Raw genomic sequence first — 21,933 nt, 5'->3', positions numbered from 1 at the left:
GTCAAACGTGACCCACCGGGGGCAGTGGGTCACGTTTGACGGGAAATCAACAAGCTGGGCTCGGCGCGATCAGACCAATGCGATTTCTCAGAGGCATCGATCAACCGTGATTGAGCCAGAACTTTGCGCTGCGATTGTTCAATCCGCGTGAGTAGGAGTCGAGCTTCACATGAAAGATATCCGGTATTTTTGCTCCGCTACCGCCTTCCTTGAAATAGTCCCGGACGGAAAACAGCGCCTGGTCCTTGAGGTGCTCCCATTCGCTGCAAAGCCGCTCGCGACGCTCTTCTGCAAGCTTCGCGGCGCTCGGTTTGCGGGAGGTCGGCGGCCGGGTGTAAGCGGTTCGCAAATCTACGTCGTAGAGAAAAGTGATGCCTCCGGAGACCCACGCCTCGGGAGTGTCAGGATTTTTGTGTTCGAGGCGGTTAGTTGATTTGCTCTCGACTAATTTCTCCCATTTCTTCAGGCCCCTGCCAGGCCGCCGGAGGCGTCCCTGGTTGAGCCATGTATTCATGGTTCTACCTCCTGCCTAGTTGGCGCCGTGGGCCGGCTGCGTGAAGCGGTCCTCGTAGAGTATCGCGAACTGGTTCATCGCCTCCTTCCAGTCCTTGGCGGCTCGCCCCCAGTCGGCCGTGATGTTGCGCAGCGCCAGCCAGATCAGTTTGGAGGCCGCATCGTCACTGGGGAAGTGCCCGCGCGTCTTGATGATCTTGCGCAACCGCGCGTTGATGCTCTCGATGGCGTTGGTCGTGTAGATGACCCGGCGAATCGAAGGCGGAAACGCGAAGAACGGAATCACGCGGTCCCACGCCCGACGCCAGGCCGCCACCACGGTGGGGAACTTGGTGCCCCACGGGCCTTGTTCGAAGGCCTCCAATTCGACCTGTGCCGCCTCGGCGCTCGTGGCCGTATAGATCGGCCGGATGGCCGCCGCCAGTAGCTTGCGATCCTTCCAGCTGGCGTAGTCCAGCGAGTTGCGTATCAGGTGCACGATGCACGTTTGCAGCGTGGTGGCTGGGTACACCGCCGCCAGCGCCTCAGGCATGCCCTTCAAGCCGTCGGTGACGGCAATGAGAATGTCATTGACGCCGCGAGTCTTCAGGTCGTTGAACACCTTCATCCAGAACTTGGCGCCCTCGGTGCCCTCGATCCACAGCCCCAGAATGTCGCGTGTGCCGTCGGGCAGCACCCCAAGGGCCAGGTAAATGGCTTTGTTGCGCACCACCGCGTCTTCCTTGATCTTCACGCGCAAGGCGTCGAAGAAGACCACTGGGTACATCGGCTCCAATGGCCGCGCCTGCCAGGCGCTGACCTCGGCCATGACGGCATCGGTGACCGAGCTGATGAACTCGGGCGAAACCTCCACCGCGTAGCTCTCCAGCAGGAAGCCCTGGATCTCGCGCATGGTCATGCCGCGCGCGTACATGGCCACGATCTTGTCGTCGAAGCCGGTGAAGCGGCGTTCGTGCTTGGGGATGAGCACCGGCTCGAAGCTGCCGGCACGGTCGCGCGGCACTTCGATGCGAAGCGGCCCATCGTCGGTCAGCACGGTCTTGGCGCTGCGGCCGTTGCGTTGGTTGGCAGTGCCGGCCTCGGGCTTGCTCGCGCCATTGGGGTAGCCCAGATGGTGCGACATCTCGGCACCCAGGGCGCGCTCGATCAGCGCCTTCTTGAATGCCACTGTCGCCGCGTTCACGGCATCGCTGGTCATGGGGCCCGAGACGAACTGCTCAATCAGTTCCTTGGGGATTGCCGGCAGCGCGGCCATCTTCGCGGCAATCGCCGCGTTCTTCATCTTCGTCTTGCTCGTCGGCATACATGCTCCTGGTCGTCATGCTATGCCTCGCACACAAAATTCCGGACAGGCTCGCCCTACATCGGCAGCGCTTGAATTCTCGATTGCCGTGCCACCGCCGTGGACGCCAGCATCATTGATGCGCCCAGCTCGACCAAGAGCGCGAACAAGGCGCGCGACCCCGAGATGCACCAGACCCGCAAGGGTCAGCAATGGTATTTCGGCATGAAGCTGCACATTGGTGCAGGCAGCCAAAGCAGCCTAGCGCACAGCGCCGTGGTCACGCCTGCCAACGTGCATGACAAACACCCACTGGAGACCTGCTTGCCCAAAATTGCGCTGTGCTCAAACCGAATGGGCGCTTTGGCGGCACTTGTTGAGCATTGCCTTAAACACTCATGCAATCCATCTGGCGACGGAGGACTTCGGAGCGCAGAGTTCGGCAGCTATCGCACGCACAGACATGCCGGCAGCTCGTATCAAGCGGGCGCTCGCTCGCTTATCTTCACTTGCCGCAGCGCGCACACGAGCTGACGCAACGCCTCCTTTCTTACCGCGTGCGGCTTGCACAGCGCGAAACCCCGCTGGCGTGAACTTCCCCCATACGTACTTCGCAACACTACGCGCAATTGCCCGGACTTCTGCCAGCGGCAGTGGCTCGGCAAAAGTATTGAGCGAAGCGGCACGGCGCTCGCAAGCATTGCGCCATGCTTTTTCCCCGGTAGGTCGCCAGAAGTCGCGCACTGCGCTGTAAGCCCACATGCGCAGGCTATCGAAGAGATCGCAGTTGCGCCCCAGCCCGACGGGGCGCGGGCGCAGTGGCAGCAGCTTGACAAACTCAGCGAGATAGCTCAGCTCGTAGACCTGCATGCCCGCAGGCTCCCACACGCGCCAGCGCTCGTGCAGGGGGTTCTTTGCGAGTGGGCCACGGAACGCGCCGTCAGCCCCTGCTGCGTCGATATACGCTTGTGAGACGCTCGCGAGATAACGTAGTGGCAGCAGCCTCGCCGCCTGTGTCGTGCAAACCGGCGACGCAAGAGCGTAGCCAATGTGGGCATGGCCGTTTTCGCGGTTCGCAGCAACGTAGGTTGGTGGCGGCAAGCTGCCGCGCTCCCATGCGAGAGCGCCACCCAAACGATCAATGTCGAGCACAAGCCACGCCCACGCGGCGGGCGGGTTGAGCTGCATGTAAGGCGCCAGCAGCGCAGTGGCTAGCGGGCGTACACGTGCGCCGGATTTCGTTTCGGCGCACCAGGGGCGGTGCGGCGCTCGCTCTTCGACGAGCTTTGCGAGTGCTGCGGAAGGCACGGGACACGTTCAAAACGTGCCGCGTCAGTGATGAAAAAATGTCTTTGAGTAGAGTGCTGAAGTGGTGTCCTTGGTCGCTGACGCGGCGCAGTGCATCACGCAGCCGCACGCTGCTCCGAGGGGTGCCATTCGCCCCGCGCAAGGGACAAGATGTCGTCCAAGCGCCAGGCGACAGAACGCGGGCCCAGACGAATAGGCTTTGGCGCGTAGCCTTCAGTAATCATCCGATACCACGCGGACTGTGAGACTGGCAAAATTTGTAGCACAGTGCCTATGCGCACGAGTTGCTGGGCTTCGGGAATGATGAGAGTTTTCATGGCTTCTCCTCTCGCTCTGACTGAGCGCGAGGAGAAGCGAGAAACCCCTGCGCCCGGGCTCCTGCGGTGGAGACCCGAGACGTGTAGCAAGGTTTTTTATATGCCGTGAGCAGTCGGTTGCTCACGCATGCCACCGGCACCATCGGCATAGGGGGCCTCCATCATAGGAGGCACCCCTGCCACACCACCCGGCATGCGGGTCCGCACCGGGCGGTTCAAGAGTTTGAGGTCATGACAGCCTTGGCACGCCCAGCCGATCGAAGTATGCAATGGTGAGCACCGTCTTGAGCAGTCGGTCGCTGTTGCGCCACCAGCGGCGGCTGTTCACCGCCACCTGTCGCGCCACGTTTTCCTTCGCTCCCAGTGCCTTGAGTTCCCGGTAGATCGTGCGGGGCCTTCTCCAGTGCTTGAGTTGGATCGCCCGCAGGCGGTGGCGCAGCCACTCATCGAGCTCGCGCCAGATGCGTGGTGTTTGCGCCAGTCCAAAGTAAGACTTCCAACCCAACAGGTAGAGCCGCAGTTTCTCCACGACTTGCGCCATGCTGCGGCCGCCCATGCGGCCTGTGAGTTGACGTACTCGAGCCTTGAAGTTGTCCAGCGGCTTGTCGGCCACCTTGCATTTGACCTCCCGGCCCTTGCCCGCCCACAGCGCATAGCCCAGGAACTTGCGCCCGAAGGCGCTGCATTGGCCAGCAGCGGGGAGAGTGACCCGCCTTGTGGCGTGCCCAGATGACGCTCCAGCACCACCCCGCCATCCATGATCCCTGCGTTCAGGTACGCCCGCACCAGCCAGATCACGCCGACGTCGTCGATACGTCTCTTGAGCCTGTCGATCAGCGGTTGCAGCACTTGCAGCAGCGCCTGCTGGATCAGTCGATCTGTCACCGTCGGGATGCCCAGCTCGCGCTGGCTGCCGTCGGGTTTGGGAATCATCACCTTGCGCACCGGGCTGGGCCGGTACTTTCCTGCCAGCAGTGCTTGGCGGATGTCGGGCCAAGTCTGGCGTATTACCCGGGCGGCCCGCTCGATGTCGAGCCCGTCCACCCCTGCCGCACCCTTGTTGGCCTTGACCCGCTTCCACGCGGCTTGCAGGTTCTGTCTCGAATCAAAGAACCGCTTCCAGCCCCTTGCGCTCGAGGATGTCCAGCAACTTCTGCGACGGTCCGCTGGGGCGCTTGTCGCCCACCTCCCACTTACGGACGGTGGACGTGCTGGTGTTCAGCACGCTGGCCAGCACGGCCTGACTCAGGTGCAGTCGCTCGCGCAGCGCCTTGACCTTCGAGGCGTCGTAGTCCTGCACCGGCTCCAGGCACAGGGCGTCGTATTTCTGCATCTTGCGCTTGTCGATGAATCCCAGGCGATGCAGATCGCCGGCCGTTTCGTGAACGGCTTCGAGGATGCGGCTCTTGGTCTTGGTGGTCATTGGCAAATCTCCTGCAAAGCGCCGTCGGCAACGGCTTCATCCAGTTGCGGGCCTGTTCGAGCCAGCAGGTCGGCGGCGATGATCTGCAAGCCTTCGAGTTCCTCGTCGCTGATGTTCGCCCGCTCGTTCTTCTCGAAGCCGAACATGAAGAACCAGCGGTTGCCCTTGTTGGTAGCGACCAGCGTCCGCACACCGCCGCGCTTGCCGCGCCCAGCCAATCCGACGCGCTTCTTCACCACGCTGCCGCCGAGGTCAGCATCGATCAGGCCGGCTGCCATCTCCTGAACGGCCTTGCACAGGACGGCATCGGTAAGCTCAGTCTTACGCATCCATCGCTGGAAATGGCGCGTTTTGAATACTCGCGTCATCGGGCTTATTATGCCACTGAGTGGCATAGATTGTCTATCCACCCATTCCGGCCACCTGCCAAGCCGACATCACCCTACAAGATTGCCGACAAACGGCGCCCCCGAATCGACGCGATACCCCATCGCCCGATAACCACGTTGGCGCTTGTCCCACATCCGCAGCAAGGCCGGATGGCCGGTGTTCACGAAGTCGATGATGCGAACGTCGTTCTTGCTGGCGTGTTCCCGGTGCAGGCGACCGGCGTATTGCGCAAGCGTGCCCTTCCACGAGACGGGCATCGCCAGCACCAAGGTATCCAGTGGCGGATGGTCGAAACCTTCGCCAACCAGCTTGCCGGTGGCCAACAACAGGCGCGGCGCGTCCGGCGACAAGCCATCGAGCGCGGCGATCAGTACGGCGCGCTGCTTTTTTGACATTCGCCCGTGCAATACGAACGGCTCCGGCACCTGATCCGCCAACGCAGCGCGGATGGCGTCGATGTGATCGACCTTCACGAAAGCGAGGTTGACATCCCGTTCGATGCCATCACCGATTTAGCCGGCTAAATCGGTGCATCGTCGAAGCTGCAGTTGTACTGTGCCATACAGCGCTCACGGACTAGAGTGCATTAGGGAGCTCAATTTAGCCGGCTAAATCCGTGCATCGTCGAAGCCGCCGATCAAAGGCTTTTGGCGGTGGCGGGCTCGGCTGGTTTGGGCTGTAGCCCCGCCCGCCCGGATTGCTGCGGCGTCTGACGCATGGCCTTTGACATCCCCATGTCTTCGGTCACTCGCTCTCGTTCGGCCCTTCGCCCTTTTGGCTCGACCTCAGCAGCCCCCGACTCGGACTACTACGGCCTCTGCTGACTTCTCGCTCCGGCACGGGCCGTCGCCCTTTCAGGCGCGAGGCGAGATCTCCCCGGGGTAAGAACGCCCTCCTTCGCTGCACAACCGCCGGATCTACGCCGCCTCGCCTTGATCACGAGAGCTTTGCGGTTCATTGCCCGCTCGCCCTGCTCGGCACCGCCTTCTATCCGGTTCTTGTCCATCGGCTCGCAGCTTCGCTCCACGCTTCCTCCCTACAGTCGGTCGCCCTCATGCAGTTGCGCTTCGCTCGCTGTGATCAACTTACGGCGGGACTCGCACCCGCAAGAGTGCGCCCGTGCCGGGCGCACAACAAAAAAAGCGCCCGAATGAGGGCGCTTTAAGTGGTAATTTATGTGGTAAGAAAAATCAAAAGCTCTCTAAGTTGTTGATTTTATTGACTCTCTGGCGGAGACGAAGGGATTCGAACCCTTGATGAGGCTCAACACCCCATACTCCCTTAGCAGGGGAGCACCTTCGGCCACTCGGTCACGTCTCCAGAAACCGCGCATTATGCCTGAATTTGCCTGCCAATCGACGCAGGCTCAGGCGCAAATCACTGATCGAGACCGAAGGCGCGGTGCAGCGCGCGCACCGCCAGTTCGACGTATTTCTCGTCGATGACCACCGAGGTCTTGATCTCGCTGGTGGAGATCATCTTGATGTTGATGCCCTCTTCGCTCAGCGTGCGAAACATCGTGCTGGCCACGCCGACCTGGCTGCGCATGCCTATGCCGACGATGCTGACCTTGGCGATCTTGGCGTCCGTCACCAGCTGATCGGTGCCGAGCTCGGGCAGGACCTTGTCGCGCAGCAGCAGCGAGGCACGCTCCAGGTCGGCACGCGGCACCGTGAAGCTGAAGTCGGTCTTTCCGTCCTTGCTCACGTTCTGGATGATCACATCCACGTCCACCCTGGCGTCGGCCACCGCGCCCAGGATGCGGTAGGCGACCCCGGGGTGGTCGGGCACGCCCAGAATGGAGATCTTGGCCTCATCGCGCGAGAAGGCGATGCCCGAAACGATGGCTTTTTCCATTTGTTCATCTTCCTCAAGTGTGATCAGGGTGCCCGACTTGGCTTCTTCCTCGATGTCGATGTCCCAGGGCGTGAAGCTCGAGAGCACGCGCAGCGGCACCTTGTACTTGCCGGCAAACTCCACCGAACGGATCTGCAGCACCTTGCTGCCCAGGCTGGCCATTTCCAGCATTTCCTCGAAGCTCAGGGTATTGAGCCGCCGCGCCTCGGGCACGACGCGCGGGTCGGTGGTGTAGACGCCGTCCACGTCGGTGTAGATCAGGCATTCATGCGCCCGGATCGCCGCCGCGATCGCCACCGCCGAGGTGTCTGAACCGCCGCGCCCCAGCGTGGTGATGTTGTTGCCGGCGTCGATGCCCTGGAAACCGGTGACGATGACCACCTTGCCCGCGTCGAGCTCGGCTCTGACGTGCTGGTCGTCTATCGATTCGATGCGCGCCTTGGTGTAGCTGCTGTCGGTGCGCACCGGCACCTGCCAGCCGGTGAAACTTACCGCCTGCAGGCCCTCGGCCTGCAGCGCGATGGCCAGCAGCGCGGACGATGCCTGCTCGCCCGTGGCGGCCAGCTGGTCGAGCTCGCGGTGGTAGGCGTCGCCGGCCTTGCCGGGCCAGATTTCCTTGGCCAGACCCAGCAGGCGGTTGGTTTCGCCGCTCATGGCACTGGGCACCACCACCACCTGGTGGCCGGCGCGCACCCATTTGGCAACGCGGCGCGCAACATTGCGTATGCGCTCGGTGGACCCCATCGAGGTACCGCCGTACTTATGAACGTACAAGGCCATGAAGATGTCCGTGAAAAGGCGCGGCGCACGAAGGGCGGCGGCGCTCAGGCAGCGATCACAAAAGCGCGGAATTGTACCAATCGAGCACCGCGTTGTTGCGCTGCACAAAGCCACTGCCGACCTTGAGATGGATGCAATGTCCGCGCGTCGTGCAAGCCTTGATTTGCGCCAGCAAGGCCTGCAGTTGCGCGCTGCTGGGCGTGGTGGCGCAATGCTCGCGCAGCCAGTGGCGCAGCACGTTGGCCTGACGCGCCGCGCCCAATTGCTGCAGGGCGCGGATGGCGGGCGGCACGCCCACCTGGGCAAGGTCGGCCTCGGCCAATTCGCGCAGCAGCGCGGTGGCTTCGGCAGCATGGCGGCTGCTGCGCGCAAAGGTGTCGCGAAATTGCGGAAACACCTCGTCGAGCACCGGCAGCAGGCGCAGGCGGATGCGGTTGCGCGTGTAGCGCTCGTCGCGGTTGCTCGGATCCTGTATCCAGCCCACGCCCTGCTCAGCCAGCCACTGCCGCACCGCGCCGCCCGCCACCTGCAGGAGCGGACGGTGCCAGAGCAGCCCCTCGCGCTGCCAGCGCGCGGGCATGGCCGCGAGACCCGCCATGCCCGCGCCGCGCGAAAGTGCCAGCAACAAGGTTTCCACCTGGTCGTCCGCGTGGTGGGCAAGAGCAATGTTTTTGATAGCTGGTTGCCCGCTTGCAGATTGGGCTAGAGCCGAAAAAGCCTGATATCTTGCACGCCGTGCCGCGTCCTCCGGGCTCTGGCCTGGAGCATGGCGCGCATCGACGCGCGCCACCTGCAGCGGCACCTGCAGCCGATTGCACAGCGCCTCGCAGTGGCGCACGAAGTCGTCGCCCGCCTGTTGCAGTCCGTGGTGAACATGAAAGGCGTGGACCTGCCCTGGCCAGCGGCGTGCACAGGCCAGCAGCAGGGCGCTGGAGTCGGCGCCGCCGCTGAGCCCGACGGCCAGCGGCAATCCGGGGGCAAAGGCGGCAATGGCGGCTTCAAACGGCTGGGTCATGGCAAGCATTGCGGCGCCGGCGGGCCGGCGCGGGCCGCGCAGCCGCCCGCGTCAGCGGCTTTCGGCCTTGGTGTCGGTAAAGCGCCCGTAGCTGCGCAGGCGCTCGTAGCGGCGATCGAGCAGCTCCTTGAGCTTGAGATCGGCCAGCTGGCGCCAGGCATCGCCCAGCGCGCGCTTGAGATAGGCCGCCATTTGCTTGGGATCGCGGTGCGCGCCGCCCACGGGTTCGTTGACGATCTTGTCGATCACGCCCAGCGCCTTGAGACGGTGCGCGGTCACGCCCATGGCCTCGGCCGCGTCCTGCGCGCGCTCGCTGGTTTTCCAGAGGATGGACGCGCAGCCCTCGGGGCTGATCACCGAGTACACCGAGTACTGCAGCATGATGAGCTGGTCGGCCACCGAAATCGCCAGCGCGCCGCCCGAGCCGCCCTCGCCGATGATGGTGGTGATGATCGGCACCTCCAGGCGCGCCATCTCGTAGATGTTGCGCCCGATGGCCTCGGACTGGCCGCGCTCCTCGGCGTCGATGCCGGGGAAGGCGCCCGGCGTGTCGACGAAGGTGAACACCGGCAGCTTGAACCTTTCCGCCGTCTTCATCAGGCGCAGCGCCTTGCGGTAGCCCTCGGGGCGGGTCATGCCGAAGTTGCGCGCCGCGCGCTCCTTGGTGCCGCGGCCCTTCTGGTGACCGATCACCATGCAGGCATTGCCATTGAAGCGCGCGAGGCCCCCGATGATGCTCTGGTCGTCCGCGAAGTGGCGGTCGCCGTGCAGTTCGGTGAATTCGGTGAAGATCTCGGCGACGTAATCCAGCGTGTAGGGGCGGTCCGGATGCCGTGCGATCTTGGTGATCTGCCAGGGCGTCAGGTTGCTGTAGATGTCCTTGGTGAGCTGCTGGCTCTTTTTCGTGAGCTGGCCTATCTCTTCGGAAATGTCCACCGCGCTTTCGCTGTCCACATAGCGCAGTTCTTCGATTTTGGATTCAAGCTCCGCGATGGGTTGCTCGAAGTCCAGAAAGGTTTTTTTTGCCAACTTGGTCTCTCCTGGGGCAGCGCGTGTGCGCCGCGCCCGCCACTTGCCGGATCACTCGACGGGAAGCGGTTCCAAAGAACCGTCAAATATACCAACTCACCGCGGGGCTGGGCACGCCGCCGGCCGGCGGGCTCTGCATTCGGTCGATGCGCGCATCAGAGCGCTTCCCAGGTGGTGCCCTCGGGTCCGTCCTTGAGCACGATGCCCGATTCGAGCAGCTGTGCGCGGATGCGGTCGGCCGCAGCCCAGTCCCTGGCTGCCTTGGCGGCCGAGCGTGCGGCAATCTGCGCCGATATCGCCGCTTCGTCAAGCTGCCCGCCCGCCTGCAGGAAGCTCTGCGGATCGGCCTGCAGCAGCCCCAGGCAGGCGCCCAGGGCCTTGAGCAGGCCGGCGAGTGCGCCCGAGCGGCTGCGGTTGACCTCGCCCGCAAGATCGAACAGCACCGCCACGGCCTCCGGCGTGCCGAAGTCTTCGTCCATCGCCGCCTTGAAGCGGGCGGCGTGCGGTTCGCTCCAGTCGAGCTCGATGGGCTCGGGCGCCACCGCGTCCAGCGCGGTATACAGGCGCTTCAAGGCCGCGCGCGCGTCGTCCAGGTGGACATCGCTGTAGTTCAGCGGACTGCGATAGTGGCTGCGCACGATGAAGAAGCGCACCGTCTCGGCGTCATAGACCTTGAGCACGTCGCGGATGGTGAAGAAATTGCCCAGGCTCTTGGACATCTTCTCGTTGTCCACGTTGATGAAGCCGTTGTGCATCCACACCCGCGCAAACGGCTTGCCGCTGGCGCCTTCGCTCTGGGCGATCTCGTTTTCGTGGTGCGGAAAGGCCAGGTCCGCGCCGCCACCGTGGATGTCGAAGCTCTCGCCCAGCAGCGCGCAGCCCATGGCCGAGCACTCGATGTGCCAGCCCGGGCGCCCGGGACCCCAGGGGCTGGCCCATTTCACCTCTTCCGGCTCAGCCGGTTTGGCGCTCTTCCAGAGCACGAAATCGAGCGGATCGCGCTTGCCGTCCTGCACCGCCACGCGCTCGCCGGCGTTGAGCTCATCGAGCGTCTTGCCCGAGAGCCTGCCGTAGCCGGGAAAGTTGCGCACCGCAAAATTCACGTCGCCGCCCTCACCCGCCTGGTAGGCCAGGCCCCTGTCCTGCAGCCGGCCTATCAGCGTGAGCATCTGCGGCACGTAGTCGGTGGCGCGCGGCTCGTGCGTCGGGCGCTCTATGCCCAGCGCGTCGGCGTCCTCGTGCAGCGCGGCGATCATGCGGTTGGTCAGACTGCGTATGCTTTCGCCATTTTCCACCGCGCGCTGGATGATCTTGTCGTCGATGTCGGTAATGTTGCGCACGTAGGTGACGCGCCAGCCGCTGGTGCGCAGCCAGCGCTGTACCACGTCGAAGGCCACCATGGAGCGCGCATGCCCCAGGTGGCACAGGTCATAGACCGTCATGCCGCAGACATACATGCGCACATGGCCGGGCTGCATCGGGGCAAAAGGCTGCACCGCACGCCCCAGCGTGCTGTAGATACGCAAACTCATGGGTGGTTGCGGGGCTGGCCGGCAAGGCGCTGCCGCCGCGGCAGCCCCACCGGAGCGCCAGACCCCCTCGGATAGAATCCGCCGCAGTATAAATCGGCGGTCCACCCCCGCATCCGCCACATCCCCATGCTGCCTCTTCGCCACCCTCTTGCCCGGCTGCTGCAGACAGCGGCAGCCCTGCTGCTGTGCACTGCGGCGGTCCACGCCAGCGACTACGCCGACATCACCGCCCTGCTCAGGGACGGCAAGGCTTCGCAGGCGCTGGTGCAGGTGGAGCAGCGCCTGGCCGCCACGCCCAAGGACCCGCAATTGCGCTTCCTGCACGGCGTCGCGCAAAGCGAGAGCCGCCAGACCCGGGCCGCGATCGAAACCTTCACCGAGCTGACGCGCGACTACCCCGAGCTGCCCGAGCCCTACAACAACCTGGCCGTGCTCTACGCCCAGGAGAACCAGCTCGACAAGGCGCGTGCCGCGCTGGAAATGGCGATACGCACCAACCCGAGTTACGCCACCGCGCACGAGAACCTGGGCGACATCTACGCCAAGCTGGCCGGGCAGGCCTACAACAAGGCGCTGCAGCTCGACGGCTCCAGCAGCGAAAGTCTCAAGCCCAAGCTCGCGCTGATACGCGACCTGGTACCCGCGCGCCCGGTCAACACCGCCGAAGCCACCCCGGCAGCGCAGGCTTCCCCGGCGCCCGCGGCGGCACCGGCAGCCGCGACCTCTCCCGATGCGTCAGCCGCGGACGCGCAGGCGGCCGAGCAGGCCGTCGCTCACGCGGTGCAGGCCTGGGCCCGGGCCTGGTCGGACAAGGACATGCAGGCCTACCTGGGCGCCTATGCCGACGATTTTTCTCCCGCCGGGCAGCAGTCGCGCACCGCCTGGGAAAAGGACAGGCACGCGCGCATCGTCGGCAAGTCCCAGATAAGCGTGAAGCTGCACGACCTCAAGATCAAGGTTCAGGGGGAGCAGGCCAGCGCCAGCTTTCGCCAGGAATACCAGGGCGACGCACTGCGCGTGAATTCTTCCAAGACGCTGACGCTGATCAGGCAGGACGGGAACTGGAAGATCACCCGCGAATCCGTAGGCAGGTAGCGTGCGGCGCCCCCCGGAGGGGGCCGCGGCATTCCTGCACATGCAGCCTTTCATGACCGATTTCGCACGCCACCATGGCCGTTTCGCCCTCGTGGTATTGGCCCTGGCGGCGCTGCTGGCGGGCCCGGTGCCCGCCTTCGCACAGCCGGGCAGCACGGCGGCCCGCACCCACAAGAAGCCCGCCAAGGCCCGGACACCCGCGCCCGCGCAGGGGGCGGACGCCGAGGCGCGCCTGCTCGCTGTATACGCGTTGACCCGCGCCGGGCAGGCCGGCAAGGCGCTGGAACAGGCGCAGAAGCTGGTGCGCGACTACCCCAACTTCCATCTGGCCCAGCTCACACTGGGCGACCTGCTCAGCGCCCGCATGCGGCCGCTGCGCCAGCTGGGCGACGTGCCGCAGGCGCCGCCAGGCACGGCACTGCAGGAATTGCGCACCGAATCGCGCCAGCGCGTGGCGGCCCATGGACAACTGGCGCAGCGCCCGCCCGGCAGCATTCCCACGCAGTTCCTGCAGCTGGCGCCGCGCTACCGCCACGCGATTGCGGTCGATGCATCACTCTCGCGCCTGTACCTGTTCGAGAACACCGCGGCGGGGTTGCGGCTCGTGGCCGACTACTACGCCTCGGTCGGCAAGCTGGGCATAGAGAAGTCGAGCGAGGGCGACCAGCGCACGCCGCTGGGCGTGTACTTCATCACTGCGCGGCTCGACCCCGCCACGCTGCAGGACATCTACGGCATAGGGGCGCTGCCGCTGAACTACCCCAACGCGCTGGACCAGGCGCGCGGCAAGACAGGCAGCGGCATCTGGCTGCACGGCACGCCCTCGAACCAGTTTGCGCGCGCGCCGCTGGCGACCGACGGCTGCGTGGCCCTGTCCAACCCCGATCTGGCCCGGCTGCTGCAGAGGGTGGAGCCGCGCACCACGCCCGTGGTGATCGCCGGCGCGCTGCAATGGCAGGCGCCGGCGGCGCAGCAAAGCGAGCGCGAGCGCCGCGAATTCCAGGCCGTGCTGGAGGACTGGAGCCGCGCCAAGACCCGGGGCAACCTGCAGCAGTTGATAAGCTACTACGCGCCGGACTTCAGGGCGCGCAAGAACCGCGTCGAACTCGGCCTCAGCGACTGGGCGCTCGAGCTGCAGAACGAAACCACCGCGCTGGCCGGGCGGGTGCTGCAGCTCAAGGAGCTGAGCCTGCTGCGCTGGGTGGATACGCACGAGACCATGGTGGTCACTTTCGGTGAAGTGGCCCAGGGCGAGCGCACGGGCCCGGTGCGCCGCCAGTACTGGACGCGCCAGGGCACGCAATGGCGCATTTTCTACGAAGGAATCATAGGATGACTTCTCGCCGCAGTGCCTGCTTGGCCTTGCTCGTGACTGCAGCCGCGCTGCCCGCGCACGCCGCAGACGACAGCCAGCCCAAGGTGAAACTCGCCACCAGCCTGGGTGACATCGTGGTGCAACTGGACTGCGCCAAGGCTCCCAAGACGGTGGACAACTTCCTGCAGTACGTGCGCGAGCAGCACTACGACGGCACCATCTTTCACCGCGTGATCAACGGCTTCATGATCCAGGGCGGCGGCTTCACCACCGACATGGTGCAAAAGCCCACGCGCGCGCCGGTGCCGCTCGAAGCCGACAATGGTCTGAAGAACGACGCCTACACGATCGCGATGGCGCGCACCGCCAACCCGAACTCGGCCACCGCGCAGTTCTTCATCAACGTCAAGGACAACGACGGCCTGAATGCACCCAAGCCCGATGGCCATGGCTACGCCGTCTTCGGCAAGGTGATCGAGGGCAAGGAAGTGGTCGACAAGATCAAGACCGTGGCCACCGGCAACCGCGGGCCGCACCAGAACGTACCCACCACGCCCGTGGTGATCGAATCCGCCACCATCGTCCCTTAAGGAACCACCATGAGCCATCCGCAAGTACAACTGAACCTGACCCTGAACACCGCCGACGGCGCCAAACCCGGGGTCATCGTGCTGGAGCTGGACAGCGACAAGGCGCCCGAATCAAGCGCCAACTTCCTCGCCTACGTGAACAAGGGCCATTACGACGGCACCATCTTTCACCGGGTGATCAAGAACTTCATGATCCAGGGCGGGGGCTTTACCGCCGACATGCAGCAAAAACCCACCGACGCGCCGATCAAGAACGAGGCGGCCAACGGCCTGAAGAACGACAAGTACACAGTCGCCATGGCGCGCACGGGCGACCCGCACAGCGCCACCGCGCAGTTCTTCATCAACGTGGTGGACAACGACTTCCTCAACCACACCGCACCCAGCGGCCAGGGCTGGGGCTATGCGGTATTCGGCAAGGTGGTGCAGGGTCAGGACGTGGTCGACGAGATCCGCAAGGTGCGCACCACGCGCAAGGGCTACCACGACGACGTACCTTCCGAGGCCGTGGTGATCGACAAGGCCGTCGCGCTCTGAGCATGCCCGCAGCCACCCCGCCCATCGCCCGCCTGGACGTGCCGGCGCAGTGGCGGGCGGTGGACTGCATCTCCGACCTGCACCTGGACGCCGCGCACCCCGCGACGCTCGCGGCGCTGCTCGACTACCTGGCCACCACCCCGGCCGATGCGGTATGCATCCTGGGCGACCTGTTCGAAGTCTGGGTCGGCGACGACGTGCTGCAGGATGCAGCCAGCTTCGAAGCCCGGGCCTGCGCCCTGCTGCGCCAGGCGCGCGAGCGCCTGCCGATCTGGTTCATGCACGGCAACCGGGACTTTCTGATTGGCGCCGGCTTTGCCCGGGCAACGGGCATCGCGCTGCTTGAGGACCCGACGCTGCTGCAACTGGGCGAGCAGCGCTGGCTGCTGAGCCACGGCGACGCGCTGTGCCTGGAAGACACGCCCTACCAGCAGTTTCGCGCCATGGTGCGCGCGCCCGACTGGCAGTCGCGCTGGCTCTCGCAGAGCCTGACGCAGCGCCAGGCCCAGGCCAGGGCCATGCGCGGCGAAAGCGAAGCGCGCAAGCACGCGCAAGCGCTTTGGGCCGATGTGGATGCCGCCGCCGCCGGCGCCTGGCTGCAGGCCGCTGGCGCGCAGACCCTGGTGCATGGGCACACGCACCGGCCGGCCGAGCATGCGCTGGCCGCGGGGCGCAGGCGCCTGGTGCTGAGCGACTGGGACCTGGACCATGCACCCCGGCGCGCCCAGGCGCTGCGCCTGGGCACCACGGGCGCGCAGCGCATCGAACTGGCGGGCGGCTGATGCGCCGCGCCGTGGCCCGCCTGCTGCAGCGCCTCGTGGCCATGGTGGCACCGGTGCGGCCCATCAGCGACGCACTTTGGCTGCCCACCATCGCCCACTACGGCTTCCTGCGCGCGCTCAGTCTGCAGGAGCAGGCCAAGCTGCGGGTGCTGGCGGCACTGTTCCTGCGGCGCAAGGAATTTACCGGCGCGCACGGCCTGGAGGTGAGCGACGCCATGGCCGTAGCCATTGCCGCCCAGGCCTGCCTGCCACTGCTGCACTGGGGCGAACCACGCCAGGCGCTGGCCTGGTACGACGACTTCGTCGGCATCGTGGTGCACCCGACCGAGGCGCTGGCGCTGCGCAGCTCCATGGACGCCGCGGGCGTGGTGCACCACTACCACGAGGTGCTGCTGGGCGAGGCCATGGAGCACGGCCCCATCATGCTGGTCTGGCCGGCGGTGCACGAGGCCGGCCAGCGCCACAGCAGCGTGGTGATACACGAGTTCATGCACAAGATCGACATGAAGGCGGGGCGCGCCGACGGCTGTCCGCCGCTGCCGCCGGGTTTCATGGGCATGGATTCGGTGCGTGAGGCGCGGCGCTTGTGGCGGCGCGTCTGGAGCGCGGCCTACGTGGACTTTCGCGACCGGGTGCGCATGGCCGAGCGCTTCGGCGAGCCCTGGCCCTGGCTCGACGCCTACGGCGCCAGCGCGCCGGGCGAATTCTTCGCCGTGGCCTGCGAGGCCTGGTTCGTCGACCCGCCGCGCTTTGCCGAGGAATTTCCCGCGCTCGTGCCCTTGCTCAAGGCATTCTTTCAGCCGGTGCAGCCGGGCTGAGCGCGCGCCGCCACGCCAGGCCCGCACTGGTGGCGGCGCGCGGGCGGTATTCGCAGCCCACCCAGCCACGCCAGCCGCACTGCGCGGCCACATCGTCGAGCACTGCGAACAGGTAGCGGTAGTCGAGCTCGCCCTCGTCGGGCTCGTGGCGCGCGGGCACGCCGGCAATCTGCAGATGCGCCACCCTGCCCGTGGGCAGGTAGCGGCGGATCTTCATTGCCACGTCGCCCTCGGTGATCTGGCAGTGGTACAGGTCCATCTGCACCTTGAGGTTGGCCAGGCCGAGCTCCTGCACCAGTGCGTGGGCCTGCGCCTGGTGGGTGAGGAAGTAGCCCGGAAAGTCGCGCGCATTGAGCGGCTCGATCAGCAGCTGCACGCCCGCCGGCGCCGCCTGCCGCGCGGCCCAGTGCAGGTTGGCGCGATAGCAGTCGGCAAGCTGCGCGGGCGCCGCACCGGCCGGCGCAATGCCCGCCATGACGTGGATCTGCGCGCAGCCGAGCTGCGCCGCATAGTCCAGCGCCTGCAGCATGCCGGCGCGAAATTCGGCCTCGCGCCCCGGCAGGCAGGCCAGGCCGCGCTCGCCCGCCTCCCAATCGCCCGGCGGCGCGTTGAACAGCACCTGGGTGAGGCCCGCATCCCGCAGGCGCTGCGACAGCTCGGGCGCGGCCCAGGCGTAGGGAAAGAGGTATTCCACCCCCTCGAAGCCGTCGGCCGCGGCCGCGGCAAAGCGTTGCAGAAAGCCATGCTCGCCATAGAGCATGGAGAGGTTGGCGGCAAAGCGCGGCATCCGGCTACTGTCCCGCTTTGGGGGGAGCGGCCTTGGCCACCTGGGCGCGCAGTCCGGCGAGCACGCGCTTGAGGCGGCGCTCCTTGTCCAGCCCCACGCGCACCATGATCTTCTGGCCGGCCGACAGCTGCTGCAGTTGCGGGTCGAGGAACTCGTAGCGCACCCAGGGTTGCAGCGACTGCACCTGCCCGGCCACGCTCACCAGATGCACCGCCGGCGGTTCGGCCGGCTCGGGGCTGGCCATCAGGTGGTCGATCACCGCCACCAGGCGGTCGTTGAAGTACTTGCCGGGGTAGCCCAGCTCTTCGTAAGCCACCTGAAACAGCGGGTACAAGCGCGCATACAGCTGCGCCGCCGCGGCAGCGGGCACGCTCTCGGCCAACGCGACGAAGGCTTCGTAGCGCGCGGAATTTTCCGCGGCGATGCGCTGCGCCCCACCCTGTTCGTGCACCGTGAAGCGCCCGGGCATAGGGTGTACCGGCCACATGCGCGCCGGGGCCTGCTCGCGCGCCAGGTTGTCCACCGTGGCGACGGCGCGGCGCACGAAGGCGTCCAGCTGCAAAAAGGCACCGGCACGCTGTCCGCCCAGCAATTGCGCGAGCTCCTTGCCCACGTCGACGTCGGACTCGTCCAGCGCCGGCAGCACGGCCTGCTCGCCCAGCGGCTCTTCGATGGGGTTCTGGATCTCGCCCTCCTGCGGCTCGGCGCCGGGCGCAGCGTCCGTGGGCGCCGGCTGCTGCACCGCGGCCTGCTGGGTGTCCGTGGCGCCCGGCGCTGCCGCACCGCTGGCGCTGCTGCGCACATTCCATGCATACCAGCCTATGCCCGCCGCCAGCAGCACCAGCAACAGCAGCCATCCCGGGCCGCGGCGGCTGCGGGGGCGCGGCGGGCGCAGTTCGGTGGGGTCTGACTGTGGCATGGCGGCTCCGGTGGTGGCAAGGCTGGCGCCGAACGACGCGGCCCCGGAACGGGCGGCGCTCAGGCGCAGCGCTAGCTTAGCGCCTCAACCGCCATGCTCCAACCGGAAGGCGCGGGCCTGGCTGAAATGACCACAGCCGATGAAGGGCCTGGGCGGGCGCAGCGCCGACAGCGGCGAAGGGTGGTTGGCGCAGAGCACGAGATGGCCACGATCCTGGGGAATCAGCGCCCGCTTGGCCTGCGCATGGCTGCCCCAGAGCATGAAAACCAGCGGCCGCTCACCCCCGGCCACCTGGCGGATGACCGCGTCGCTCAGCTGCTCCCAACCCTTGCCGGCGTGGCTCGCGGGCTGGCCCTCTTCCACCGTCAGACAGGTGTTGAGCAGCAGCACCCCATGGCGCGCCCAGCGCACCAGCGAGCCGCCGGGGTCCGGGAAAGCCGGCCAGGGCGTGCCCAGATCGCGTTGCAATTCCTTGAAGATGTTGCGCAATGAAGGCGGGAGCGGCACACCGGGCGCAACCGAAAAGGCCAAGCCCTCCGCCTGCCCGCGGCCGTGGTAGGGGTCTTGTCCGAGGATGACCACGCGCACCGCTTCGGGCGCGGTCAGCTCCAGCGCACGCAGCGGCCGGGGCGGAAAGACGCTGGCGCCGGCGGCCAGGCGCTGGCGCAGGAAGTCCAGCAGGGCCAGCCCGCGCGGGCTGGCAAAGAACTGCGCCACCAGGGGCGCCCAACCGGGCGCGACGGGCCAGGCTGCGGGGTCCGCCACCTGCAATTGGCTTGGTTCCTGCATGCTCATGGGTCAAGAATTATTGGTCAAAATGGGCCTCAGCGCCCGCCCACATTGCGCTTCCAGCTCTCTTTTCAGGGGTCACTGCGGCCGTCGCTGACGCGGTTGCGCCCGGTAAGTTTGGCCCGGTACAGGTGCACGTCCGCCAGTTCGGTCAGCGTCGCCGGGTCGCGCTGCAGGTCGGGGATGGCGCAGGCCACGCCCACGCTGATGGTTACGCAGGGCGCCGCGGACGAGCCCTCGTGCACCAGAGCCTGGCCGAAGACCGCGCCGCACAGGCGCTCGGCGACCACGCGCGCGCCCTCCAGGTCGCATTGCGGCAGCAGGCAGACGAACTCTTCGCCACCATAGCGCGCCAGCAGGTCGTGCGGGCGGGCCATGCTCTCGCTCAGCGTACGCGCCACGGTTTGCAGGCAGGCGTCACCCTTCTGGTGGCCGTACAAGTCGTTGTAGGCCTTGAAGTGGTCGATGTCTATCATCAATACCGACAGCGGCAGCCCCGCGCGGGCGCAGCGGCTCCATTCGGCGGCCAGCGCCTCGTCGAAGCTGCGCCGGTTGGCTATGCCCGTGAGGCCATCGACATAGGCCAGCTTGCGCAGCCATTCATTCTGTGCCAGGTGGGCGGTGTGGTCCTGGAAGGTGATGAGCAGCTTGTCGCCAAAGATCAGCCCGGCGACGTCCATCACATGGTGCGCGCCGTCGCGCGAGACGATGCGGTAGGACTGCGCCGCAATCTGGCCGTTTACCGCCTCGGCTTTGGCCTGCTTCCAGCGCGCGGCGACCTCGGCGCGGTAGTCGGCGTCGGGATAGGCCTTGAGCGCCCATTCACGCAGCGTGGGCACGGCGTGTTCGTCGTAGCCGAGCTGGTCGAGAAAGCGCTGGTTGCGAAAGTACATGTGGTGCCGGGCGTCGACCATGCACAGCCCCACGGGCATCTCGCTCATGAGCTGCTGCAGCACGCGCTCGGTGGCCTGCAGGCGCAGGCTCTGCTCCTTGGCCTCGGTCACGTCGCTGATGTAGCCGTTCCAGAGCGTGGCGCCGCTGGGCAGGCGCTGCGGCCGCGCATGTCCGGACAGCCAGCGCGGGCCGCGCCCCGGAATCTCGTAGCGGTATTCGGCAGTCCATTCGCTCAGCTCGCGCGCCGAACGGCGCACGCCCTCGGCCACCCGCTGCAGGTCGCCGGGGCGGATGTGCGCGAACAGCGGCTCGGCGTCGTGCTTGAGCTCTTGCGCGCTGAAGCCGTAGATGTTCACCACGCCCGGGCTGGCGTAGGGGAAATGGTGGTGGCCATCGGGGTCGAGCTGGTACTGGTAGAGCACGCCGGGCAGGTTTTCCGTCAGGCGCTGCAGCATCTCTTCCTGCTGGCGCCGCTCGGAAACGTCCGAGAGCGTGCCGAACACCCGCTCGGGCAGGCCCCGTGCGTCCTGCGCCGTCACGCGCCCCTGGCAGGCGAACCAGCGATAGCTGCCGTCGGCGCAGCGCAGGCGGTGCGTGGCCTCGAAATGCTCTTTTTCACCGCTCAGCAGCTGCTGCCATTCCTGCGCCACCTTGGCGCGGTCGTCCGGATGGGTGAGGTCTTCCCAGGTCTGGCCGTCGCGCTCGAAGGCCTCTTGCACGTAGCCCAGCAGCCCATACCACTGCGGCGAATGGCTGACCTTGCCGCTGGCGGCGTCGTAGTCCCACAAACCCTGGCGGGTGGCCGACAGTACCACGTCCCAGTGCGCCTGGTTTTCTGCCTCGCGCGCGGCGCGCTCGGCCTGCTCGCGCTGCAGCTGGCGGCGCTTGCGCTGCATCCGCGCCAGCGTGCCGGCAGCCAGCACGCCGGCAGCCAGCCACAGCAGCAGGCTCCAGCGGGCGTCACGGCGCCAGGCGGCGAAGACGGCTGCTTGATCGCGCCCGACGGCCAGCACCAGCGGCTTGTCCATGTGCAGCTCGGGTGGCTGCAGCGTACGCAGCGCCACCATCTGCAGCTTGGCCTCGCCCGGGCGCATGGGCGCGCGCAGGAAGCTGGCGCGCTGGCCGCTGTCGTGGTGGCGCAACCAGGCACTACCGGCCACGCGCAGGTCCACGCCCTCGGCCTCGCCTTCGCGGCCCAGCGCCAGAAAGCGCAGGCCGTCGCCGTGCGACAGGCTCACCAGCATGTCCGGCGCCTGGCCCAGCGGGCGCATCAGCAGGCGAAAGTAATCGGCGTCCACCGCCGCCACCAGCACGCCGGCAAAGCGCCCGTCGGCGGAACGCACCTGGCGCGCCAGCACCATCAACCAGCCGCCCAGGGCGCCGCGAAATGGCGGCGACACCACCAGCGTCTGCGGCGACGCCGCGGCCCGCGCCGCCGCGAAATAGTCACGCTGGCCGGAGTTCTTGCCGACCAGGTTGGGGTCGCTGCTGACAGTGATGTTGCCCTCGGCGTCGAGCAGGCTCAGGTACTGCACCACCGGCATGGCGTCGGCATAGGCGCGCAGCCGCACGGTGAGTTGGGCCGGGCCGTCGCCCAGGGCCTGCAAGTCCGGCAGTTCGGCCAGCAGGCTGTGCAGCGCGTCGTTGGTGGCGTCGAGCTGCAGCGCCAGGTTGTCGTGCAGTCCTGCGGCCTGCAGGCTCAGCTGCTGGCGCGCGCGCTCGGCCGTGGCGCGGTGCTCCTGCCAGCCGTTGAGCACCAGCACCAGGCCCGCCGCCAACCATGCCAGCCCCAGCCACCACCATGGGCTGCGCGCATGCGATGGCTGCAAGGAAGGTGTGGCTGACAAAAAGGACTCCGTCGATCACCCGGGCAGCCGCCACTGTATACGAAGGCCCCCGCACGTCGCGCCGGCCGCGGTGGCGGCGTCATTCGGCCTTGCATTGCAGCGCAGGCCCGGGGC

At 66.7% G+C, this 21,933-nt stretch carries 21 protein-coding genes, 1 tRNA gene and 2 pseudogenes; 7 read left to right on the top strand and 17 right to left on the bottom strand.

Translation table 11 applies throughout. The features are described 5' to 3' along the window. Window positions 1–100: 100 nt before the first annotated feature. Both FOZ74_RS11140 and FOZ74_RS11135 read right to left on the bottom strand, forming a co-directional pair. Complete coding sequence (locus FOZ74_RS11140; RefSeq protein WP_146913134.1) at window positions 101–514, bottom strand: hypothetical protein; 414 nt, start codon at window positions 512–514, stop codon at window positions 101–103. Between the two features lie 15 nt (window positions 515–529). Beyond that, window positions 530–1,795, bottom strand: coding sequence for an IS256 family transposase (locus FOZ74_RS11135; protein ID WP_146914178.1), 1,266 nt, complete (start codon window positions 1,793–1,795; stop codon window positions 530–532). Between the two features lie 114 nt (window positions 1,796–1,909). Between FOZ74_RS11135 and FOZ74_RS11130 the strand changes: the two are divergent. Continuing rightward, window positions 1,910–2,122, top strand: a pseudogene (locus FOZ74_RS11130) (transposase); the annotation flags it as partial. A 69-nt stretch (window positions 2,123–2,191) separates the two neighbouring features. Here FOZ74_RS11130 and FOZ74_RS16560 read toward each other — a convergent pair. The 11 genes and pseudogenes from FOZ74_RS16560 to cysS form a co-directional block, all read right to left on the bottom strand. Continuing rightward, window positions 2,192–3,103, bottom strand: a complete 912-nt coding sequence (locus FOZ74_RS16560; protein ID WP_489884448.1) for a replication initiation protein — start codon at window positions 3,101–3,103, stop codon at window positions 2,192–2,194. Window positions 3,104–3,198: 95 nt separating this feature from the next. Further along, window positions 3,199–3,420: a helix-turn-helix transcriptional regulator gene (locus FOZ74_RS11120; protein WP_146913132.1), complete on the bottom strand. Its 222-nt coding sequence runs from the start codon at window positions 3,418–3,420 to the stop codon at window positions 3,199–3,201. Window positions 3,421–3,649: 229 nt separating this feature from the next. Continuing rightward, window positions 3,650–4,512: pseudogene (locus tag FOZ74_RS11115) on the bottom strand (group II intron maturase-specific domain-containing protein). Between the two features lie 13 nt (window positions 4,513–4,525). Further along, a complete protein-coding gene (locus FOZ74_RS11110; protein WP_146913131.1) occupies window positions 4,526–4,843 on the bottom strand; it encodes a helix-turn-helix domain-containing protein in 318 nt (105 codons plus the stop codon). After that, window positions 4,840–5,211 (bottom strand): type II toxin-antitoxin system RelE/ParE family toxin, encoded by a 372-nt coding sequence (locus FOZ74_RS11105; RefSeq protein WP_146913130.1) that lies wholly within the window; start codon window positions 5,209–5,211, stop codon window positions 4,840–4,842. Before FOZ74_RS11105 ends, FOZ74_RS11110 begins: the two co-directional genes overlap by 4 nt. A gap of 69 nt (window positions 5,212–5,280) precedes the next feature. Further along, the gene (locus FOZ74_RS16365) at window positions 5,281–5,706 is read right to left on the bottom strand and encodes a DEAD/DEAH box helicase (protein WP_349291070.1); all 426 of its coding nucleotides are present in this window, start codon (window positions 5,704–5,706) and stop codon (window positions 5,281–5,283) included. Between the two features lie 754 nt (window positions 5,707–6,460). Beyond that, window positions 6,461–6,553: transfer RNA gene (locus FOZ74_RS11090), tRNA-Ser, on the bottom strand. Between the two features lie 57 nt (window positions 6,554–6,610). Then, window positions 6,611–7,870 carry an aspartate kinase gene (locus tag FOZ74_RS11085; protein ID WP_146913129.1) on the bottom strand — a complete coding sequence of 420 codons (1,260 nt, stop codon included), beginning with the start codon at window positions 7,868–7,870 and terminating at the stop codon, window positions 6,611–6,613. A 55-nt stretch (window positions 7,871–7,925) separates the two neighbouring features. Further along, the gene (gene tilS, locus FOZ74_RS11080; protein ID WP_146913128.1) at window positions 7,926–8,885 is read right to left on the bottom strand and encodes a tRNA lysidine(34) synthetase TilS; all 960 of its coding nucleotides are present in this window, start codon (window positions 8,883–8,885) and stop codon (window positions 7,926–7,928) included. A gap of 51 nt (window positions 8,886–8,936) precedes the next feature. Beyond that, window positions 8,937–9,914 carry an acetyl-CoA carboxylase carboxyltransferase subunit alpha gene (locus FOZ74_RS11075; RefSeq protein WP_146913127.1) on the bottom strand — a complete coding sequence of 326 codons (978 nt, stop codon included), beginning with the start codon at window positions 9,912–9,914 and terminating at the stop codon, window positions 8,937–8,939. Between the two features lie 155 nt (window positions 9,915–10,069). Continuing rightward, entirely contained in the window at window positions 10,070–11,446 is a 1,377-nt protein-coding gene (cysS, locus tag FOZ74_RS11070; RefSeq protein WP_146913126.1) for a cysteine--tRNA ligase, read from the bottom strand. A 126-nt stretch (window positions 11,447–11,572) separates the two neighbouring features. Between cysS and FOZ74_RS11065 the strand changes: the two genes are divergently transcribed. The 6 genes from FOZ74_RS11065 to FOZ74_RS11040 are packed head-to-tail and all read left to right on the top strand — an operon-like array spanning window position 11,573 to window position 16,583. After that, window positions 11,573–12,541 carry a nuclear transport factor 2 family protein gene (locus FOZ74_RS11065; RefSeq protein WP_146913125.1) on the top strand — a complete coding sequence of 323 codons (969 nt, stop codon included), beginning with the start codon at window positions 11,573–11,575 and terminating at the stop codon, window positions 12,539–12,541. 52 nt (window positions 12,542–12,593) lie between these two features. Further along, a complete protein-coding gene (locus tag FOZ74_RS11060) occupies window positions 12,594–13,877 on the top strand; it encodes a L,D-transpeptidase family protein (protein ID WP_186764582.1) in 1,284 nt (427 codons plus the stop codon). Continuing rightward, on the top strand, window positions 13,874–14,446 hold the full coding sequence (locus FOZ74_RS11055) for a peptidylprolyl isomerase (RefSeq protein WP_146913123.1): 573 nt from the start codon (window positions 13,874–13,876) through the stop codon (window positions 14,444–14,446). The genes FOZ74_RS11060 and FOZ74_RS11055 overlap by 4 nt, the downstream gene beginning before the upstream one ends. Before the next feature lie 9 nt (window positions 14,447–14,455). Next, complete coding sequence (locus tag FOZ74_RS11050) at window positions 14,456–14,983, top strand: peptidylprolyl isomerase (RefSeq protein WP_146913122.1); 528 nt, start codon at window positions 14,456–14,458, stop codon at window positions 14,981–14,983. 2 nt (window positions 14,984–14,985) lie between these two features. Continuing rightward, window positions 14,986–15,765, top strand: coding sequence for a UDP-2,3-diacylglucosamine diphosphatase (locus FOZ74_RS11045; protein WP_146913121.1), 780 nt, complete (start codon window positions 14,986–14,988; stop codon window positions 15,763–15,765). Beyond that, window positions 15,765–16,583, top strand: a complete 819-nt coding sequence (locus FOZ74_RS11040; protein ID WP_146913120.1) for a M90 family metallopeptidase — start codon at window positions 15,765–15,767, stop codon at window positions 16,581–16,583. Before FOZ74_RS11045 ends, FOZ74_RS11040 begins: the two co-directional genes overlap by 1 nt. Here FOZ74_RS11040 and otnI read toward each other — a convergent pair. The 4 genes from otnI to FOZ74_RS11020 form a co-directional block, all read right to left on the bottom strand. Then, on the bottom strand, window positions 16,549–17,370 hold the full coding sequence (gene otnI, locus FOZ74_RS11035) for a 2-oxo-tetronate isomerase (RefSeq protein ID WP_146913119.1): 822 nt from the start codon (window positions 17,368–17,370) through the stop codon (window positions 16,549–16,551). The two genes, FOZ74_RS11040 and otnI, sit on opposite strands and share 35 nt — an antisense overlap. Before the next feature lie 4 nt (window positions 17,371–17,374). Further along, complete coding sequence (locus FOZ74_RS11030; protein ID WP_146913118.1) at window positions 17,375–18,289, bottom strand: DUF3014 domain-containing protein; 915 nt, start codon at window positions 18,287–18,289, stop codon at window positions 17,375–17,377. A gap of 84 nt (window positions 18,290–18,373) precedes the next feature. Next, on the bottom strand, window positions 18,374–19,084 hold the full coding sequence (locus FOZ74_RS11025) for a uracil-DNA glycosylase (RefSeq protein ID WP_146913117.1): 711 nt from the start codon (window positions 19,082–19,084) through the stop codon (window positions 18,374–18,376). Between the two features lie 65 nt (window positions 19,085–19,149). Then, a complete protein-coding gene (locus FOZ74_RS11020; protein WP_186764581.1) occupies window positions 19,150–21,801 on the bottom strand; it encodes a diguanylate cyclase domain-containing protein in 2,652 nt (883 codons plus the stop codon). Window positions 21,802–21,933: the final 132 nt, after the last annotated feature.

This window comes from Comamonas flocculans (assembly GCF_007954405.1).
Lineage (GTDB): Bacteria > Pseudomonadota > Gammaproteobacteria > Burkholderiales > Burkholderiaceae_C > Comamonas_C > Comamonas_C flocculans.
Note: the sequence above shows the minus strand (reverse complement) of the source record. Positions and strands in the feature narration are given on the sequence as shown.

Bases quoted from the DNA above. Each gene is read 5' to 3' on its own strand.
- FOZ74_RS11110 (WP_146913131.1), bottom strand. From the start codon at position 4,843: ATGACCACCAAGACCAAGAGCCGCATCCTCGAAGCCGTTCACGAAACG.
- FOZ74_RS11105 (WP_146913130.1), bottom strand. From the start codon at position 5,211: ATGACGCGAGTATTCAAAACGCGCCATTTCCAGCGATGGATGCGTAAG.
- FOZ74_RS11050 (WP_146913122.1), top strand. From the start codon at position 14,456: ATGAGCCATCCGCAAGTACAACTGAACCTGACCCTGAACACCGCCGAC.
- FOZ74_RS11040 (WP_146913120.1), top strand. From the start codon at position 15,765: ATGCGCCGCGCCGTGGCCCGCCTGCTGCAGCGCCTCGTGGCCATGGTG.
- FOZ74_RS11135 (WP_146914178.1), bottom strand. From the start codon at position 1,795: ATGAAGAACGCGGCGATTGCCGCGAAGATGGCCGCGCTGCCGGCAATC.
- FOZ74_RS11025 (WP_146913117.1), bottom strand. From the start codon at position 19,084: ATGAGCATGCAGGAACCAAGCCAATTGCAGGTGGCGGACCCCGCAGCC.
- FOZ74_RS11045 (WP_146913121.1), top strand. From the start codon at position 14,986: ATGCCCGCAGCCACCCCGCCCATCGCCCGCCTGGACGTGCCGGCGCAG.
- cysS (WP_146913126.1), bottom strand. From the start codon at position 11,446: ATGAGTTTGCGTATCTACAGCACGCTGGGGCGTGCGGTGCAGCCTTTT.
- tilS (WP_146913128.1), bottom strand. From the start codon at position 8,885: ATGACCCAGCCGTTTGAAGCCGCCATTGCCGCCTTTGCCCCCGGATTG.
- FOZ74_RS11055 (WP_146913123.1), top strand. From the start codon at position 13,874: ATGACTTCTCGCCGCAGTGCCTGCTTGGCCTTGCTCGTGACTGCAGCC.
- otnI (WP_146913119.1), bottom strand. From the start codon at position 17,370: ATGCCGCGCTTTGCCGCCAACCTCTCCATGCTCTATGGCGAGCATGGC.
- FOZ74_RS11140 (WP_146913134.1), bottom strand. From the start codon at position 514: ATGAATACATGGCTCAACCAGGGACGCCTCCGGCGGCCTGGCAGGGGC.
- FOZ74_RS11065 (WP_146913125.1), top strand. From the start codon at position 11,573: ATGCTGCCTCTTCGCCACCCTCTTGCCCGGCTGCTGCAGACAGCGGCA.
- FOZ74_RS11085 (WP_146913129.1), bottom strand. From the start codon at position 7,870: ATGGCCTTGTACGTTCATAAGTACGGCGGTACCTCGATGGGGTCCACC.
- FOZ74_RS11120 (WP_146913132.1), bottom strand. From the start codon at position 3,420: ATGAAAACTCTCATCATTCCCGAAGCCCAGCAACTCGTGCGCATAGGC.
- FOZ74_RS11030 (WP_146913118.1), bottom strand. From the start codon at position 18,289: ATGCCACAGTCAGACCCCACCGAACTGCGCCCGCCGCGCCCCCGCAGC.
- FOZ74_RS11060 (WP_186764582.1), top strand. From the start codon at position 12,594: ATGACCGATTTCGCACGCCACCATGGCCGTTTCGCCCTCGTGGTATTG.